Source organism: Candidatus Cloacimonas acidaminovorans str. Evry, assembly GCF_000146065.2.
In the GTDB taxonomy this organism is placed as follows: Bacteria; Cloacimonadota; Cloacimonadia; order Cloacimonadales; family Cloacimonadaceae; genus Cloacimonas; species Cloacimonas acidaminivorans.
Window position 1 is genome coordinate 758,796 of sequence record NC_020449.1, and the last position, 15,428, is coordinate 774,223.

At 30.8% G+C, this 15,428-nt stretch carries 16 protein-coding genes; all 16 read left to right on the forward strand.

Annotation, left to right across the window (positions count from 1 at the left end):
* The first annotated feature begins 5 nt into the window (after nucleotides 1–5).
* Nucleotides 6–911 carry a glycosyltransferase family 2 protein gene (locus tag CLOAM_RS03085; RefSeq protein ID WP_015424393.1) on the forward strand — a complete coding sequence of 302 codons (906 nt, stop codon included), beginning with the start codon at nucleotides 6–8 and terminating at the stop codon, nucleotides 909–911.
* Nucleotides 912–1,046: 135 nt separating this feature from the next.
* The gene (locus CLOAM_RS03090; protein WP_044278877.1) at nucleotides 1,047–2,036 is read left to right on the forward strand and encodes a GNAT family N-acetyltransferase; all 990 of its coding nucleotides are present in this window, start codon (nucleotides 1,047–1,049) and stop codon (nucleotides 2,034–2,036) included.
* A 2-nt stretch (nucleotides 2,037–2,038) separates the two neighbouring features.
* The gene (locus CLOAM_RS03095; protein WP_015424395.1) at nucleotides 2,039–2,440 is read left to right on the forward strand and encodes an LbetaH domain-containing protein; all 402 of its coding nucleotides are present in this window, start codon (nucleotides 2,039–2,041) and stop codon (nucleotides 2,438–2,440) included.
* Between the two features lie 21 nt (nucleotides 2,441–2,461).
* Nucleotides 2,462–2,638, forward strand: coding sequence for an acyltransferase (locus tag CLOAM_RS10020; RefSeq protein ID WP_269764020.1), 177 nt, complete (start codon nucleotides 2,462–2,464; stop codon nucleotides 2,636–2,638).
* On the forward strand, nucleotides 2,638–4,134 hold the full coding sequence (locus tag CLOAM_RS03100; RefSeq protein ID WP_015424397.1) for a hypothetical protein: 1,497 nt from the start codon (nucleotides 2,638–2,640) through the stop codon (nucleotides 4,132–4,134). The genes CLOAM_RS10020 and CLOAM_RS03100 overlap by 1 nt, the downstream gene beginning before the upstream one ends.
* Complete coding sequence (locus CLOAM_RS03105; protein ID WP_015424398.1) at nucleotides 4,127–5,623, forward strand: lipopolysaccharide biosynthesis protein; 1,497 nt, start codon at nucleotides 4,127–4,129, stop codon at nucleotides 5,621–5,623. The genes CLOAM_RS03100 and CLOAM_RS03105 overlap by 8 nt, the downstream gene beginning before the upstream one ends.
* 48 nt (nucleotides 5,624–5,671) lie before the next feature.
* On the forward strand, nucleotides 5,672–6,934 hold the full coding sequence (locus CLOAM_RS03110; RefSeq protein WP_015424399.1) for a glycosyltransferase family 4 protein: 1,263 nt from the start codon (nucleotides 5,672–5,674) through the stop codon (nucleotides 6,932–6,934).
* The gene (locus CLOAM_RS03115; RefSeq protein WP_015424400.1) at nucleotides 6,934–7,629 is read left to right on the forward strand and encodes a sugar phosphate nucleotidyltransferase; all 696 of its coding nucleotides are present in this window, start codon (nucleotides 6,934–6,936) and stop codon (nucleotides 7,627–7,629) included. Before CLOAM_RS03110 ends, CLOAM_RS03115 begins: the two co-directional genes overlap by 1 nt.
* 225 nt (nucleotides 7,630–7,854) lie before the next feature.
* Nucleotides 7,855–8,832 carry an NAD-dependent 4,6-dehydratase LegB gene (locus tag CLOAM_RS03120; RefSeq protein WP_015424401.1) on the forward strand — a complete coding sequence of 326 codons (978 nt, stop codon included), beginning with the start codon at nucleotides 7,855–7,857 and terminating at the stop codon, nucleotides 8,830–8,832.
* Between the two features lie 70 nt (nucleotides 8,833–8,902).
* On the forward strand, nucleotides 8,903–9,325 hold the full coding sequence (locus tag CLOAM_RS03125; protein WP_015424402.1) for a four helix bundle protein: 423 nt from the start codon (nucleotides 8,903–8,905) through the stop codon (nucleotides 9,323–9,325).
* 1 nt (nucleotide 9,326) lies between these two features.
* The gene (locus CLOAM_RS03130; RefSeq protein ID WP_015424403.1) at nucleotides 9,327–10,544 is read left to right on the forward strand and encodes a LegC family aminotransferase; all 1,218 of its coding nucleotides are present in this window, start codon (nucleotides 9,327–9,329) and stop codon (nucleotides 10,542–10,544) included.
* 36 nt (nucleotides 10,545–10,580) lie between these two features.
* Nucleotides 10,581–11,105 (forward strand): GNAT family N-acetyltransferase, encoded by a 525-nt coding sequence (locus tag CLOAM_RS03135; RefSeq protein WP_015424404.1) that lies wholly within the window; start codon nucleotides 10,581–10,583, stop codon nucleotides 11,103–11,105.
* Nucleotides 11,098–11,760, forward strand: coding sequence for an acetyltransferase (locus CLOAM_RS09260; RefSeq protein WP_015424405.1), 663 nt, complete (start codon nucleotides 11,098–11,100; stop codon nucleotides 11,758–11,760). Before CLOAM_RS03135 ends, CLOAM_RS09260 begins: the two co-directional genes overlap by 8 nt.
* Nucleotides 11,761–12,191: 431 nt before the next feature.
* A complete protein-coding gene (locus CLOAM_RS09805; protein ID WP_015424406.1) occupies nucleotides 12,192–12,638 on the forward strand; it encodes a hypothetical protein in 447 nt (148 codons plus the stop codon).
* A gap of 298 nt (nucleotides 12,639–12,936) precedes the next feature.
* Nucleotides 12,937–14,241, forward strand: a complete 1,305-nt coding sequence (locus CLOAM_RS03150; protein WP_044278880.1) for a nucleotide sugar dehydrogenase — start codon at nucleotides 12,937–12,939, stop codon at nucleotides 14,239–14,241.
* Between the two features lie 7 nt (nucleotides 14,242–14,248).
* Entirely contained in the window at nucleotides 14,249–15,427 is a 1,179-nt protein-coding gene (locus CLOAM_RS03155; RefSeq protein WP_015424408.1) for a glycosyltransferase family 4 protein, read from the forward strand.
* The last annotated feature ends 1 nt before the right edge of the window (nucleotide 15,428 follow it).

A 15,428-nucleotide genomic window follows, 5' to 3' on the forward strand; every position in this document is an offset into this window, starting at 1 on the left:
CTAAAATGCATCCATCTGTATTAGTATTGATACTAAGCTATAACGGTAAAGAACTTTTAATAGATGCAGTGCAATCTTATCTTGATTGTGAATACCCGAATTTTGCTGTGGCAGTTATTGATAATGGTTCAACTGACGGAACGGAGGATTTTATCAGGAATAATTATCCCAATGTTGTTTTTATGCGTTCTGAAAAGAATCTTGGTTATTCCGGAGGTATGAATATTGGTTTGGCTTATGCTTTTGAACAAAATAATTATGACTATGTTCTAATTACAAATAATGATGTTATAGCTGATAAACAAATTATTACTGCTCTGGTGGAAACTGCGGAAGCAAACCCGGGAACGGCATTTACTACTGGAAAGGTCTATTATTATGAAAGACCGGATGTTTTCCAAACATTAGGGAAAAGTTCTCACCCTACTCTTGTAAGAGGGGAGCATTTGGGAAGAGGGGAGAAAGATTTAGGACAATATGATAGGGATACAGAATTAGCATTTTGTGATGACATATTTTGGTTGGTCTCCAGAGAAGTATATTTAAAAACAGGGGGATATGACACGGAGTTTTTTCTTCAAGCAGAGGATTTTGATTGGCAATTGCGAGCTAAAAAAGCTGGGTTTAAGATAATGTATTCTTATAAAGCCAAATTATGGCATAAGGAAAGTATGACAATAGGTAAGTCATCACCGTTAAAAGCTTATTATGACGCCAGGAATCCAATGATTGCAATTATGAAAAATTGTGAACCAAATGTCGTTAAAATATTTTGTAGAAACAGGATATTTAATGTTATGTTACCAGCTATTGCACGCAATATTATAAAGGGACACATAGCATTGTCTTATAGTATGACTAAAGGTCTCTTATCAGTTTTAATATGGAAAATAAAACATCATAATCGGTAGTAATAAGCAGAAACAGGATTTCAAAATAGTAGGAACATATAATTAATTTAGTTTTAATATTCACATCTCTATACTAAATTAAGATGATATTTATTAATATTTATTGAAGGTGCCTTAACAAAAACAAGGGTGAATATGATATACGAAAAAGCAATATTAGAATTGACAAAATCAGAGATAGATTTATGCAATAATTTGCTGATGAATTCTCCGGATAGGCATATTTTTAATGATATTCGGTTACATCTAAGAATTCAAGATTATTATGAAGATACAGTTGAAGGGAATGTTCTTTTCTTTAGCAGTAATGGTAATATAGCAGCTTATATAATTATCTATCATATAATTGGAAGAAAACCAATATATTTTTTATCACCTTACCAAAAATCATTAATAACATACGGAGGAATAGTTTGTCCTGAAGGTAGAAGTCAACAAAAAATATATCTTAAAGAGCTAAAAAAATTTTTAAGAAGAAGAGCAATTTATATTAAATCTATTCCTGGTATTGATATTAGCATATACTATGAATTAGGATTCAAAATAATAGAAAAACAAACTCTTTACATTAATACTCAAAAATCCGAAGATGAGCTATGGAATGAAATACAAAATAGAATTAAATGGAATATTAAAAAAGGACATCAATCTAATATCAGGGTTAATATAATAATTCCCAAAGTCATTGAAGATATAGAGCCATTATATGAAATATATAGTGAACTTTGTGCAAGAACCGGTTTGTATCTTCATAGTAAAAGTTATTATTTTTCTATCCTTGATAATAATAATTTTGAACATTCATTGATATTTTATGCTTACCAAGGGGTTCAAGTTGTTTCGGCGATGGCAGTTCTACAATATGATGGAATTATAATGTCATGGTTTGGTGGAACTTTTGATAAATATAGAAATACTAATGCTGGTTCACTAATATATTGGGAAATTATAAAATATGCTTGTTCTCACAAATTAGAATGTTTTGATTTATTAGGACTTGACATTCAAGATATTGCTTTTTTCAAGAAAGGTTTTGGGGGTTATGAAGTACCTGTATATCATATAACATATAAATCATTATCTTTTAAAGTATTTAATGTAATTATAAAATTATTAGGAAAATAAATATGTTAATCAAAAAGATAATTGTTAGATATTTTATTAAACCTTATATGAATAAAACTATTATGCATTTGAAGCATAGCAAGATTGGTAAAAACTCAATTATTGGTAATGGGGTTGTTATCGGAAAGAATGTAGCTATTGGTAGGAATGCAATTTTGAGAAAAATTACTATCGGAAATCATTCCGTAATTGAATCTTTTGTGAAGTGTGTCGGAACCGAAAAAGGATGTATATTTATTGGTTCCAATAGTTATATTGGAATTTCCAATATTTTGGATAATAGTGCAAACATTACGATAGGAAATTTTGTTCATATTGCAGGACCTACAACTGCATTGTGGACTCATTCTAGCGCTAAAATGTGTATGAATAGCATACCTCTTAATAAAGCAAATGAAAAATAGAGACCAACAGCTTCTATTACTATTGAAGATAATGTTTATATAGGATGTAATTGTACAATATATCCGGGAATTAGAATAGGACATCATTCTATTGTGGCACCAAATTCTGCAGTTACAAAAGATATTCCTCCTTATTCAATGTTCGGTGGTGTTCCTGCCAAATTTATCAAATCAACTTATGAAATGATTGAAAACTAATGAATAATCATATTGATAATAAAATAAAAGTATATCCCATCTGGTCAAGAGATAATACTAAACTTATATTGGTATTTATATTAACAGTAGTTGCTATATATTTTTTTCCGAAATTAGGAGTTCCTCAAATTCTTATTAAATTATCGTTTTTATTTCTATTATTTATTATATTTTATTCTAAGGATGATGTTTTCTGGATTAGTTGGTTTTTTGTTATTACAAATGCCCCGGGTAGATTATTCACAGTTACTTCAGGTAGTACTATTTATAGATTACCTATGTATACACTAATGTCTGGTGTATCTTTGGGCTTTAGTGAATTATTTTTGATTATGTATATTATAAAATATCTTTCAAGGAAAACAAAAGTATTTTCATTATTTAATAAATACGCTAAACTGATTATAATATATGGGATATTTACGATTGCCTACTCATTTATTTTGGGAATAAGCCAATCTACTCTTATATGGTCAATCAGGTTAATTTTACCTTGGTTTTGGCTCCTAATTTTACCTGCATTTATATCTGATCCGAAAAGAATAGAGCATTCATTTAAATTAATTGCACCATTTGTTTTTATTTGCTTTATCTTATCTATTCAAGCGCAAATAACAGGAGAATACTTGCATAATATTCTTTCAGGTGAATCTGTGTATGGCTTTTTAGGGGAAGAAGAAACAGATATTGTGAGGGTAAGCCATGCTGCACATTTACTATTTATTTTAGTATTTTTTGCACTATTTTATCTTAGTATAGAAAGAAAAATATTTAACAATACTTATTTAAATCTAATAATAATAATTGGTTTTATCACAATCTTGCTGTCGGCTACTAGGGGTTGGATAATAGCAATCTTAATATTATTCGCTTCGGTGTTCTTTATGAAGGGATATAATTTGATGAAACAATTTATCAGAATGTTTGTTATAATGGCTTTCTTAATATATATAGTCCAAGTTTTTTACCCATCATTTTTGTTTCAAATATCAAAATCGTTTGAAAGATTGAATACACTGGAGGCATTAACAAAAGGTGATTTAACTGCAGGGGGAACTTTAGCGCGTTTAACTGAACGTGGTCCAAGAGTAATGAGCGAATTTTACAAAAGCCCTATAATAGGATGGGGTTTTTCAAATTATTATTTTGCACATAGTGATATGCATGTTGGAAACCAAAGTATATTATTACAAGGAGGAATTATTGGATATTTATTTTGGATAGGCATTTTTCTATTAATTATTTATAATATATTGACCTATGGTAGGCTATATTATGTTAAACTATCTATTGGAAGCGGTATATATGTTATACTATTTGCACTAATAGCAACTTTTGCTATTCATAGCAGTTCTATGCAAATGTGGGGATTTTATGGCTCTAACCAGGCAACAATTTTTCATTGGACTTATCTACTTACGGTTGCTAATGCTTATATTAGTTATTGTAAATCTTATGTTAACTCATACAAATTAAAAAATACGGTATATGCTTAAACAGCGTTTTCTTGTTCATTTCGGGACAAACTTTATTACACATTTTTTAGGTATAATAGCAGGTATAGTAGTTGCTAGAATTGCAGGACCTTCGGTAGTTGGCGTTTTATCGTATGGAACTGCTTATGTATCTATTCTCGCATTTATTACTGGTATTTTTGGTTCTGCTCATATCAAACTTGTATCTGAAGGCCGAGATCAAAGTTCTTGTTTAGCTGTATATAGAAGATTACGAGGCATTAGTGCGATAATTTATTTTTTAGCTACACTGGCTATGTTCCTTATTCAAAAATACTTACTTAATTATCAGTTTGAAAGCAAAGAAATTCAAATTGTTATATTATTATCTCTTTTAGCTCATTTTCTCAGTTTATATGAAGGGTATACCAATGTAATTTATACAGCTAATTTGAAGCAGGCAAAGGCAAATTTACCCAACTTCTACCGTAATATTGCCTGGCACGTTGGTAGGGTTGTAATAGTAATATTAGGTTTTCGTGCAGTTACCTTAGCATCCTATAATTTAGCTCTTTCTTGTTTAGTTACCTTATATTGCGCATATTTACTTAAAGAATTTCCCAGAGGTAAATATGATAAAAAGCTAGCAAAGGATTATATCCGTATCAGCATACCTGCTCTAATAATTGTAATAGTAAACAATATTACCCATTATGCTGATAAATTGCTTCTTGCCCATTATACTAATACAACTCAATTAGGTTATTATTCAGCTGCATTTTCCCTTGGTGGGATGTTTATGCTTATAGCTATGCCTGTTAGCAATATTTTCTTTCCTCTTTTTTCCAAAATGATTAGTATGAATAATTGGGAAGGAGTGAATATCAATATTTTCAAATATCAAGAGTTTATCATCCTTTTTCTTTTCCCTATTATGTGCATTCTTGCCATAACCGTAAAAGACCCGTTACTATTAGTATTGGGGAATCGTTATAAGCCCAGTGTAACACCTTTGATCATCCTTCTTTTTTCTACTTATGTAGTTTTGCTCGGGTTACCTTATGGTAATGTCATTACAGGAATGGGAAAATTCTATATATACGCCTGGACAAATGTAATAAAATTAATAATATTCATTATATCAATTACATTTTTTGTGTCTCCCAGGTTTTTAAATTTGGGAGCTACCGGTTTAGCGTGTAATCAACTCGTTTTAAATCTAACCGGAAATTTGATTTATCTCTTTTACACAATGAATTATGGCAAAGTAAGGTTATTTATGAAAAATAATATCCGGCATTTGGTAATTATTTTGATATCGTTTATTGCCTTCTTAGGATCAAGATATGTTAAAAACATTTATGAATATTGGTGGTTATTTTATATTCCTTTATATTTAATAGTTTGCTATGGAATTCTGATTACATTTAAACTGATTGGAAAGGAACATTGGTTACTTTTAACAGAGGCATTAAACCTAAAAAAGACCCTAAATTATGCAAAAGACGAGATGAGTAATAGAGATGTTTGAGCTTATTAATTTATAAATATAAAAGGTATAATAGGATAGTTTGCTTATATGATAAAAATAATATTTGTAATTCCATTTTCCCCTAAATATGCTGAATATGCTGATAAACCAAAGCCCAAATATAATTGGGATACAAAAGATGGTCAGTGGGTTGGTATTTGGGGATATGATTGGGGTGATCTTCATTTAAAATCTCTTGTGGAGTATTATAATAATTATGATTGTGAGGTCTGGCAACCAGACCTTAGAGCTGATAAAATATACTCAGCTGAGCTATGTAATAAATTAGTTCATAGAAATTTTCCTGCTAAAATGATCAAAAGATTTAGTCGCTTTAAATTCAGGGAAGAAATATATTCTCAAAGTATTATTGAAAAATTGAAAAATTATAATGATATTAATACTGTTATTATGTTGCCTGCTACAGCTCGGACAAAATGGATGGTTTCAATTCTTGAGTCCACAAGAAATGCAAAACATTTATATTATAACTATCTAAATGACGCATTATTATTGCCTTCTAAAATTAATACATTTAATCCTTTTAAAGCATATAATAGATATCTTCTTAATAAAGAAAAGCTAAAATGGTTGAAAAAGATGAATGTATTACTAACCGGTTATTCAAATCCGGATGCTCTAAATAGAGCCGAAGAGATTAACCCTATGCTTAAGGCAATTAGAGTTAAATTGGGTTTAGACCTTGATTTTTGGTATCCTGTAATTGATAAAGCAGCAGCAAGAAGAAAGCTAAATATTCCCAATGAAACATTTGTAATCCTTTTATCTCAACGCATAGTTCCAGAGTATCAAGTTGATCGTTTTATTGAAGTCATTGCAAAAATCAAACCCGAAAGAATATTTGTTTGTTATATTACTGGCTTTGGATTACCTGACTATAAAAGTTACTTACAGGGTTTAGTAGATTATTATAAATTAAATGATAAGATATATTTTGTTGGTTATATTAGTGATGAAGAATTAAGGAATTATATGATTGCCTCAGATCTTTTTGTAACTATACCAACAATGTCTGCAGGTTCTGGAGGAGCAGTAAAAGAAATGACAATAGGAAGGCCAATATTTACCTCAAGTTATGGTTCAACTTATAATTTCCTGAAAGAAAATAATGCAGGTATTTTTGTTAATCCCACTGACTATGATGATTGGGCACAAAAATTAGAATCCATAATCAATGGAGAGATAATTGTGAAAACCGTTAATAGAGAAATAGTTGCCGATTATTATTCTTGGAAAAATACTGCTGAACAGACAAAAAAAGCTATTGATTTATTATTTGAGGAAAACTAATGAAAGCAGTAATTTTATCTGGTGGTCTCGGTTCTCGTTTAAAACCCTTCACCGAAGTAATTCCCAAACCACTTTTACCTATTGGGGAAAAAGCGGTTTTAGAAATTCAAATAGAGCACTTAAAAAATAATGGGTTTGATCATATTTTTTTAGCTACGAACTATAAATCTGAATATATTGAAAATTTCTTTGGTAATGGCAGTAAATACGGAGTCAAATTAAGTATCAGTAAAGAAGAAAAACCCTTAGGAACTGCTGGTCCGGTAAAACTACTGCAGAATCAATTAAATAATGAGCCATTTTTAGTGATGAATGGTGATATTCTTACTTTGTTGCCTTATAGGAAACTTTATGAATTTGCCTGCAGTAAAGAGACATTATTAACTATTGCTACCAAGGATATATATACTCCTTTCCAGTTTGGAAATATTCATACTGAAGGTGATTTTGTTACTGGAATAGAGGAAAAGCCCAATATTAAAACCACTATTCTTGCCGGAATCTATATTTTCAAACCGGAAATACTTAATTTAATACCCGATAATACAATGTATGGGATGGATAAATTAATAATTGATATGCTTGAAAGGCGCTTACCAATTTCTCATTATCCGATTCAGGAATATTGGCTGGATATTGGACAAGTTGGGGATTATGAAAAGGCACAGGAAATCTATAAGGAACATTTTAAGTAGAACCCAGTCCACTAATTCAGTCCACAAATTTACACGAATTTACACAAATAAAAGGTTGAGATGGTTGAGATGGTTGATAGGGTTTAGAGGGTTGAGTGATTTTAATAGCGAATTATATTATAAACTTGGCAATTATAAAATAAATAATTCGTGATAATTTGTGAAAATTTGTTGACTAAATTCGTGTAAATTTGTGAAAATTCGTGGATAAAGAAAAGGGAAAATATGAAAGTTCTTGTTACCGGTGCTGATGGTTTTATCGGTTCCCATCTTACAGAAGCATTATTGAAAGAGGGATACAAGGTAAGAGCTTTGTCTCAATACAATTCTTTCAATTATTGGGGTTGGTTGGAAGATATTAAACCAAGTTCAGGTTTGGAAATTGTATGTGGAGATGTCCGAGATCCTAATTTTTGCAGAGAAATAAGCAAAGACATAGATGTTATTTTTCATTTGGCTGCTTTAATAGCTATTCCTTATTCTTATATTGCACCGGAAAGTTATATTGAGACGAATGTAAAAGGGACTTTAAATATTTGCCAGGCAGCTAAAGATAATGGAGTGAAAAGAATTTTAGTTACTTCCACCAGTGAGGTTTATGGTACAGCACAATATGTCCCTATTGATGAAAAACATCCTTTGCAACCTCAATCACCTTATAGTGCCAGTAAAATTGGGGCTGATGCAATAGCGATGAGTTTTTATAATTCCTTTAAACTTCCTTTAACTATTGTGCGTCCTTTTAATACTTATGGTCCCCGACAATCTGCCAGAGCAGTGATTCCTACAATAATAACTCAAATTGCGAGTGGTGTAAAAGAAATTAAATTGGGAGATGCATCTCCAACTCGTGATTTCAACTATGTAGAAGATATTTGCCGGGGCTTTATTTTATTAGTCCAATGTGATAAAGCAATTGGCGAGACAGTGAATATTGGTTCCAACTATGAAATTTCCATAAAAGAGACCTTTGAATTGATTAAGGATATAATGCATAGTGATGTTAAACTTATTACTGATGAACAGCGTATAAGACCTGAAAAATCAGAGGTCTTTCGTCTGTGGTGTGATAATAGAAAAATAAAGGCATTAACTGGTTATGAACCCAAATATAGCATCAAAGAAGGATTGGAAAAAACGGTGGAATGGTTTATAAATCCACAAAACCTGGCAAAATACAAACCGGGAATCTATAATCTTTAGTTCACGAATAATAAAGGTTGAGAAGGTTGAGAGGGTTGAGAGGGTTTAGAGGGTTGAGAAGGTTGAGATAATGAGAGAATATGGTTTTGAAAAGTTAAGTGTATGGCAGAATTCCAGAAAATTGGTTAAACAAGTTTATTGTCTTACAAAACAATTACCTTCCGAAGAAAAGTTTGGTTTGAGCTCACAAATGCAACGAGCTATTGTATCAGTTAGTTCAAATATTGCTGAAGGTGCATCAAGAGCTGGCAATAAAGATCAGAGTCATTTCTATCAGACAGCTTATGCAAGTTTGATGGAAGTTCTTTGTCAGCTTATGCTTTGTTTTGATTTAGGGTTTATAAAAGAAGAGAAATATAATAACATCAGAGAGGCAATTGATAAAATCTCTTATCAAATCAATCAACTTCGCAATTCCGCTTTAAATAAACCTTCTCAACCCTCTCAACCCTCTCAACCATCTCAACCCTCTAAACCCTCTCAATCTAAATAATATGGTCTATCAATATATAATCGACTTCATCCGTTCCCTCTATCCCAATAGAGAAACCGTTCCTCTTCACGAACCCTATTTTGGGGGTAATGAAAAGAAATATGTTCTGGATTGTATAGAAAGCACTTTTGTTTCTTCCGTCGGTAAATATGTGGATCGTTTTGAAGAGATGATCAAGGATTTTACCGGTGCTAAATATGCCATTGCTACAGTGAATGGAACTTCTGCTTTGCATATTGCTTTAAAACTTGCCGGTGTCCAAGAAGGTGACCTGGTAATAACTCAACCACTTACTTTTATAGCAACTTGTAATGCTATATCCTATTGTGGTGCAGAGCCAATTTTTGTAGATATTGATCCTGATACCTTAGGAATGTCTCCTGATTCATTAGCAAACTGGCTACAAGAAAATGTGGAGTTAAAGGTTGAGAGGGTTGAGGAAGGTTTAGAAGGTTTAGACCCTCAACCCTCTCAACTCTCTCAACCTTCTCAACCTTATAAACCCTATCACAAAATTAATAAAAAACGCATATCTGCTTGCGTTCCTATGCACACTTTTGGTCATCCCTGCAAAATGGATAGTATTGTGGAAATATGCAATCGCTATCATATTCCCGTTGTGGAAGATGCTGCAGAATCAATTGGCAGTTACTATAAGGGTAAGCATACAGGCACTTTTGGGAAATTGGGAATATTAAGTTTTAACGGAAATAAAACAATAACTACAGGTGGTGGAGGGATGATTTTAACTGATGATGATGAACTTGGTCCCCTGGCAAAACATCTTACCACAACTGCGAAAAAACCACATCCCTGGAAGTTTGAACATAATATGATCGGCTATAATTATCGTCTGCCAAATATAAATGCTGCTTTGGGTTGTGCGCAAATGGAAATGTTACCGGAAATTCTTAAAAACAAAAGAGAAACGGCGCATATTTATCAGGACTTCTTTCAAACAATTACTGATATTAATTTTATTACAGAACCCGAAGATTGCATTTCTAACTATTGGCTAAATGCTATTCTCCTAAAAGATATGAAAGAAAGAGATGCTTTTCTGGAACAAGCAAATGCACAAAAAGTTAGGTGTCGTCCTGCTTGGATTCTGATGAACAAACTGGAAATGTTTAATCATTGCTTGACAACAGAAATTCCAATATCAGAAAAGATTGAATCCAAATTAGTTAATGTCCCAAGCAGTTATAGAAATAACTAAATAATATATTTTGAATATTTAAATTACGAGGTTGTTATGTTAAAATATAATAATATTTATTTAAGACCTATAGAAAAAGAAGATATTCCAAAAAGGACAAAGTGGCTTAATGATGAAGAAATATCCTCTATGCTTATAATTCAATATCCAGTATCGCTTATAAGTGGTTATTATTGGCTTGATAGAATACAAGGCGACGAATCAAGGACTGATTTTGTAATATGTATATCTGATAATAATGAAGCAATTGGAGTAATTGGATTAACAAATATATCTAAATTTAACAAAAATGCAGAAATGTATATATATATTGGTGATAAAGATTATTGGGGACAAGGATATGGTAAAATTGCAGTTAATTTATTATTACAATATGCCAAAAGTGTATTAGGTTTGAGAAAAATTTATGTATATACTTTGGATATTAATGTTAAAGCTAGATCTTTATATTCTAAACTTGGATTTATCACAGAAGGTAAATTAGTAAAGCATATATATAAAAATGGAGAATATAGAGATTTAATAATACAATCAACATTTTTTTCGGGTTTCAATGAATAATGTTATCATAGTTGGAACTGGGCAGCAATCCATAGTAATTCATTATAATATAGTTTGTCAGAATGAATATAAGATAGCTGGATTTTTTGATATAGATAATCGAAAATGGGGCATTGAATATTTAGGTTCAAAAATTCTTGAAGGATATAAAGATTTTGATATATCCTATCTAAAAAAGATAAGAAAAGAAAAAGATGTATCTAAATTCTTTATAGCTATTGGAAATATGGGACAAAGAAAAAGGTTATATAATTTTTTTATTGAAAATGATTGGGAACCAATAAATATAATACATCCTCATGCTGTTATTTCTAATTATGCTGAAATAGGCAAAGGAGTTTTAATAGAAGCAGGTTGCTTAATAACTCCTAATCCTATTATTGGCAATAATGTAGTTATTAATACTGGTTCTCAAATTAATCATGATAATTATATTGCTGATCATTCCTATATCGCTTCTGGTGTGGTTCTTTCTGGAGGAGTAAGAATCGGAGAATGTTCTCTGATTGACGATGGTGTTATTGTGACTTTAGGTAAAAAGATTGGTAGTAATTGTATAATTGGAGCTGGAAGTGTAGTTACAAAAGATATACCTGATAATGTTATTGCCTATGGAAATCCTTGTAGAATAATAAGGGAAAATGACAGATATTGATGATAATAGCTCTAATATTAAAATTGAGAGTATATCAAAAAAATACCTCTCAATGCTTATGAAATAGGTAGTAGCATATTTGATTGTGATAAATATTTGTTTGCGATATTTGGCAATTTGCCGAGAGAGGTTAGCGTATAGCTACCGCAAACAATAATCCAGTCCACGAATTCAGTCCACAAATTTACACAAATTGTCACAAATGAAAGAAGAAAGGTTGAGAAGGTTGAGAGGATTGAGATTTTTTCCGTATTTTTCATAGAAGCAATCTCTTGATAGATAATACATTATAATAATTAGTGAAAATTCGTGTAAATTTGTGGACAAAAAACTATAGATTTGTCACACTTTTTCATTTTTGTCACCACCTATATAATTAGAGAGCAGAAAAAAATCTATCTGTTCTCAAAGAAATATATAAGGAGACAAAAATGAAAGCGTATGTAAAACTAATGCTTCCCGGTTTCACGGGAAATATGGATGATGTAGTGATATACTACAATTCACATTTGAATAAGTATATTGCCCGCCGGAAAGTGATACCCAAATATACACCTTCCAATGATATTATTAAAGATATCTTTGCCTTTGCCAAACGCATAGAATTGAGTGAGGGCTATTTAAATGACTGCCGTGAATATATCTTTCAGTTCAATCGTAAAAATCGTCGGCAAAATAGAGCAATGAGCACCTGGCCCAATGTTTTTATGAAAGTTATGCGTGCTACAATGAAGTCCTACCCCGATCTTGATCTGAAAACCCTTACCAGAGAAGAAATAATAGCAAAGAATTTACCCTGCAGGTCTATTTATGAGTCCATCAATGTAGGATATCTGGAAAAGGTTCACGGATATGATAAACTAGATAATGTTCTATAATTCAATATATTATATATGTCTGCTTAAAGAAAAACTGCTTTTTAATCAATTAAAATTATAAGTAATATAATTATCATATTGAAAATGCAGTTATTTTGTTAAAATATATTTAGATTCCTGCTTTCTCAGAAATGACAAAGGATAATTCATTCAAGAAATGATTTAACCTTATTTTTAACAAGATGAAAAAGGAAAGATTTTTGTTGGAGCAGATAAGTAAACAGATTATGAATACTTTTAACCTTACCGCTGGGTTTATATTAACAGGATAACTAAAAATAAATAAAGGAGAAAGGTGGTGAAAATATCTATATTTGGTCTTGGATATGTTGGTTGTGTCAGTTTAGGATGTTTAGCTCAGAACGGATTTGAAGTAATTGGAATAGATGTTAATAAAGTTAAAGTAGATTTAATCAATAGAGGGCTTCCTACAATTATTGAAAAAGACATTGATATAATCTTAAAAGAACAGCATAAAGCAGGTAGAATTAGAGCAACTACAGATTATATGGAAGCCGTATCTAATAGCGAGGTATCCATAATTTGTGTAGGGACACCTTCTACGGAAAAGGGGCATCTGAATTTGGATTATATTTTTGAAACTGCGAAACAAATAGGCGAAGCATTAAAGCAAAAAAAATCATACCATACAATAGTGATTCGGAGTACTGTTCTTCCCGGAACAAATTGCCAAGTGGGAGAAATTATAGCTCAAATATCAAATAAAATTCGTAACAGGGATTTTTCAGTGGTTTCTAATCCTGAATTTCTCAGAGAGGGTTCCGCCGTTCAGGATTATTATAATCCGCCCTACACATTAATTGGTTCTGATGATAATAAAGCTGTTGATATTATGAGGGAATTGTATTCAAAAGTCAATGGAGAATTTTTTACAGTTGATATAAAGACAGCAGAAATTATAAAATATGTAAACAATAGCTATCATGCCCTTAAAGTTACATTTGCCAATGAAATTGGTAGAATATGCAAGACATTAAATATTGATTCTTTTAAAGTAATGCAGTTATTTTGTCTGGATACTCGCCTAAATATTTCTCCTTATTATTTTAAGCCAGGATTTGCTTATGGAGGATCCTGTCTACCTAAAGATCTTAAAGCATTAAGTACTTTGGCAAAAGATTGTAGTTTGGACACACCTTTACTTGATTCTATTGAAGATAGTAACCAGAACCATATTAACTATGCCATAAAGACAATAAAAAATAAGGGGAAAAGAAAGATAGGTATATTTGGCATTGCCTTTAAAGAAGGAACGGATGATTTGAGGTATAGTCCAATAATTAAAGTGATTGAGGATCTAATTAGACAAGATTTAGAAGTTCTTGTTTACGATAATTTTGTAAGCAATGCACTACAATTTGGTGCAAACAAAGAATATATTGATAAAATATTACCATATTTACAAAATATATTAGTAAGCACTGAAGATGAATTAATAGAATGGGCTGAACTTATTATATTTAATCACAAATATCCTGATTATCAGAATTTAATAAAAATACATACTGATAAGATATTTATTGATTTTATTCATATTTCTGAATCAATTACCGATAATAACTATGAAGGACTTTGCTGGTAGTTTTTGAATGGATGTAGTAGTATTTGCCTTCAGTCATGAAGATAATATATTTGCATATACTAATGCATTATGCAAATATACAGATATCTCGGTTACGGTAATTTTATTCTCGTATGGAGAAGTATGTTCAGCAAGTTCTTTTACTAAAAACATTAGGAATTTTCATTATGGTTTAACAACTAATAATGTAAGAGAAAGAATGCTCCCTCCAGAATTAAATAATGAATTAGATCAACGTCTTAAAATTTGGTTGTTACATTTAGCTCCGAAGAAAATGTCTATACAAAATGTAATAATTAGTAGTATATATTTGTTCTTATCTTATATAAAAATTAAAAATAAATTTCAAATATATCATTTTAATGGAGTAGGTTGGCACTCATTATTTTTGAGTTATCTTTTCCGTAAAGCAAAGAAAGTGTTAACTATACATGATTATATTTCCCATTCTGGAGAAGGGGGTAAATATACAAGTAAAATGAATAGAAAATTGGTAAATAATTTTGATTATTATATTCAGCATTATGATTATTTAGCAAATGAATTTTCTAGATATTATTCCGTAGAGAGATCAAAAGTTTTTACTATCAGATCTGGGACTTTTGATCATTTTAAAGCATTTGTTGGAGTAACACCTGAATATAAAAATTATATCCTTTCTTTTGGCAGAATATCTCCATATAAAGGATTAATATATTTGGTAAACGGGTTTAGGGAATATTGCAAGGAAAATAATGATCTTCATCTTGTGATTGCTGGAGAAGGAGATGTATCCGATATTTTAGATATTATTAATAATGAACCTAAAATACACTTGATTAATAAACGCCTCTCAATTTATGAGCTGGTAGGATTGATAAAAAATTGTTTATTTACCGTTTGTTCCTATACGGATGCTACTCACAGTGCAGTAACAGTTACTTCCTATACTTTTAATAAACCTGTTTTAGCTCATAATATTGGAGGACTTTCAGAAGTAATTAACAATGGTGAAACAGGTATTTTGATTCCAGATCTAAGAGCTGCAACAATAAAAGAAGGAATAATTAAAATGCTGGAATTGATACATTCAAATAAAACGCAAAAGGGGATTTCATATCTTACTAATCAAGGAATAATGAATTGGCATCAAATTGCAAACCAATATGAAATGCTTTATAATATTATTGGATTAACTAATAAGTAAA

Excerpts from the sequence above, each read along its gene's own strand:
- CLOAM_RS03090 (WP_044278877.1), top strand. The coding sequence starts at position 1,047 with ATGATATACGAAAAAGCAATATTAGAATTGACAAAATCAGAGATAGAT.
- CLOAM_RS09260 (WP_015424405.1), top strand. The coding sequence starts at position 11,098 with ATGAATAATGTTATCATAGTTGGAACTGGGCAGCAATCCATAGTAATT.
- CLOAM_RS03125 (WP_015424402.1), top strand. The coding sequence starts at position 8,903 with ATGAGAGAATATGGTTTTGAAAAGTTAAGTGTATGGCAGAATTCCAGA.
- CLOAM_RS03085 (WP_015424393.1), top strand. The coding sequence starts at position 6 with ATGCATCCATCTGTATTAGTATTGATACTAAGCTATAACGGTAAAGAA.
- CLOAM_RS03095 (WP_015424395.1), top strand. The coding sequence starts at position 2,039 with ATGTTAATCAAAAAGATAATTGTTAGATATTTTATTAAACCTTATATG.
- CLOAM_RS03110 (WP_015424399.1), top strand. The coding sequence starts at position 5,672 with ATGATAAAAATAATATTTGTAATTCCATTTTCCCCTAAATATGCTGAA.
- CLOAM_RS03105 (WP_015424398.1), top strand. The coding sequence starts at position 4,127 with ATGCTTAAACAGCGTTTTCTTGTTCATTTCGGGACAAACTTTATTACA.
- CLOAM_RS03120 (WP_015424401.1), top strand. The coding sequence starts at position 7,855 with ATGAAAGTTCTTGTTACCGGTGCTGATGGTTTTATCGGTTCCCATCTT.
- CLOAM_RS03115 (WP_015424400.1), top strand. The coding sequence starts at position 6,934 with ATGAAAGCAGTAATTTTATCTGGTGGTCTCGGTTCTCGTTTAAAACCC.
- CLOAM_RS09805 (WP_015424406.1), top strand. The coding sequence starts at position 12,192 with ATGAAAGCGTATGTAAAACTAATGCTTCCCGGTTTCACGGGAAATATG.
- CLOAM_RS03100 (WP_015424397.1), top strand. The coding sequence starts at position 2,638 with ATGAATAATCATATTGATAATAAAATAAAAGTATATCCCATCTGGTCA.
- CLOAM_RS03130 (WP_015424403.1), top strand. The coding sequence starts at position 9,327 with ATGGTCTATCAATATATAATCGACTTCATCCGTTCCCTCTATCCCAAT.
- CLOAM_RS03135 (WP_015424404.1), top strand. The coding sequence starts at position 10,581 with ATGTTAAAATATAATAATATTTATTTAAGACCTATAGAAAAAGAAGAT.
- CLOAM_RS03155 (WP_015424408.1), top strand. The coding sequence starts at position 14,249 with ATGGATGTAGTAGTATTTGCCTTCAGTCATGAAGATAATATATTTGCA.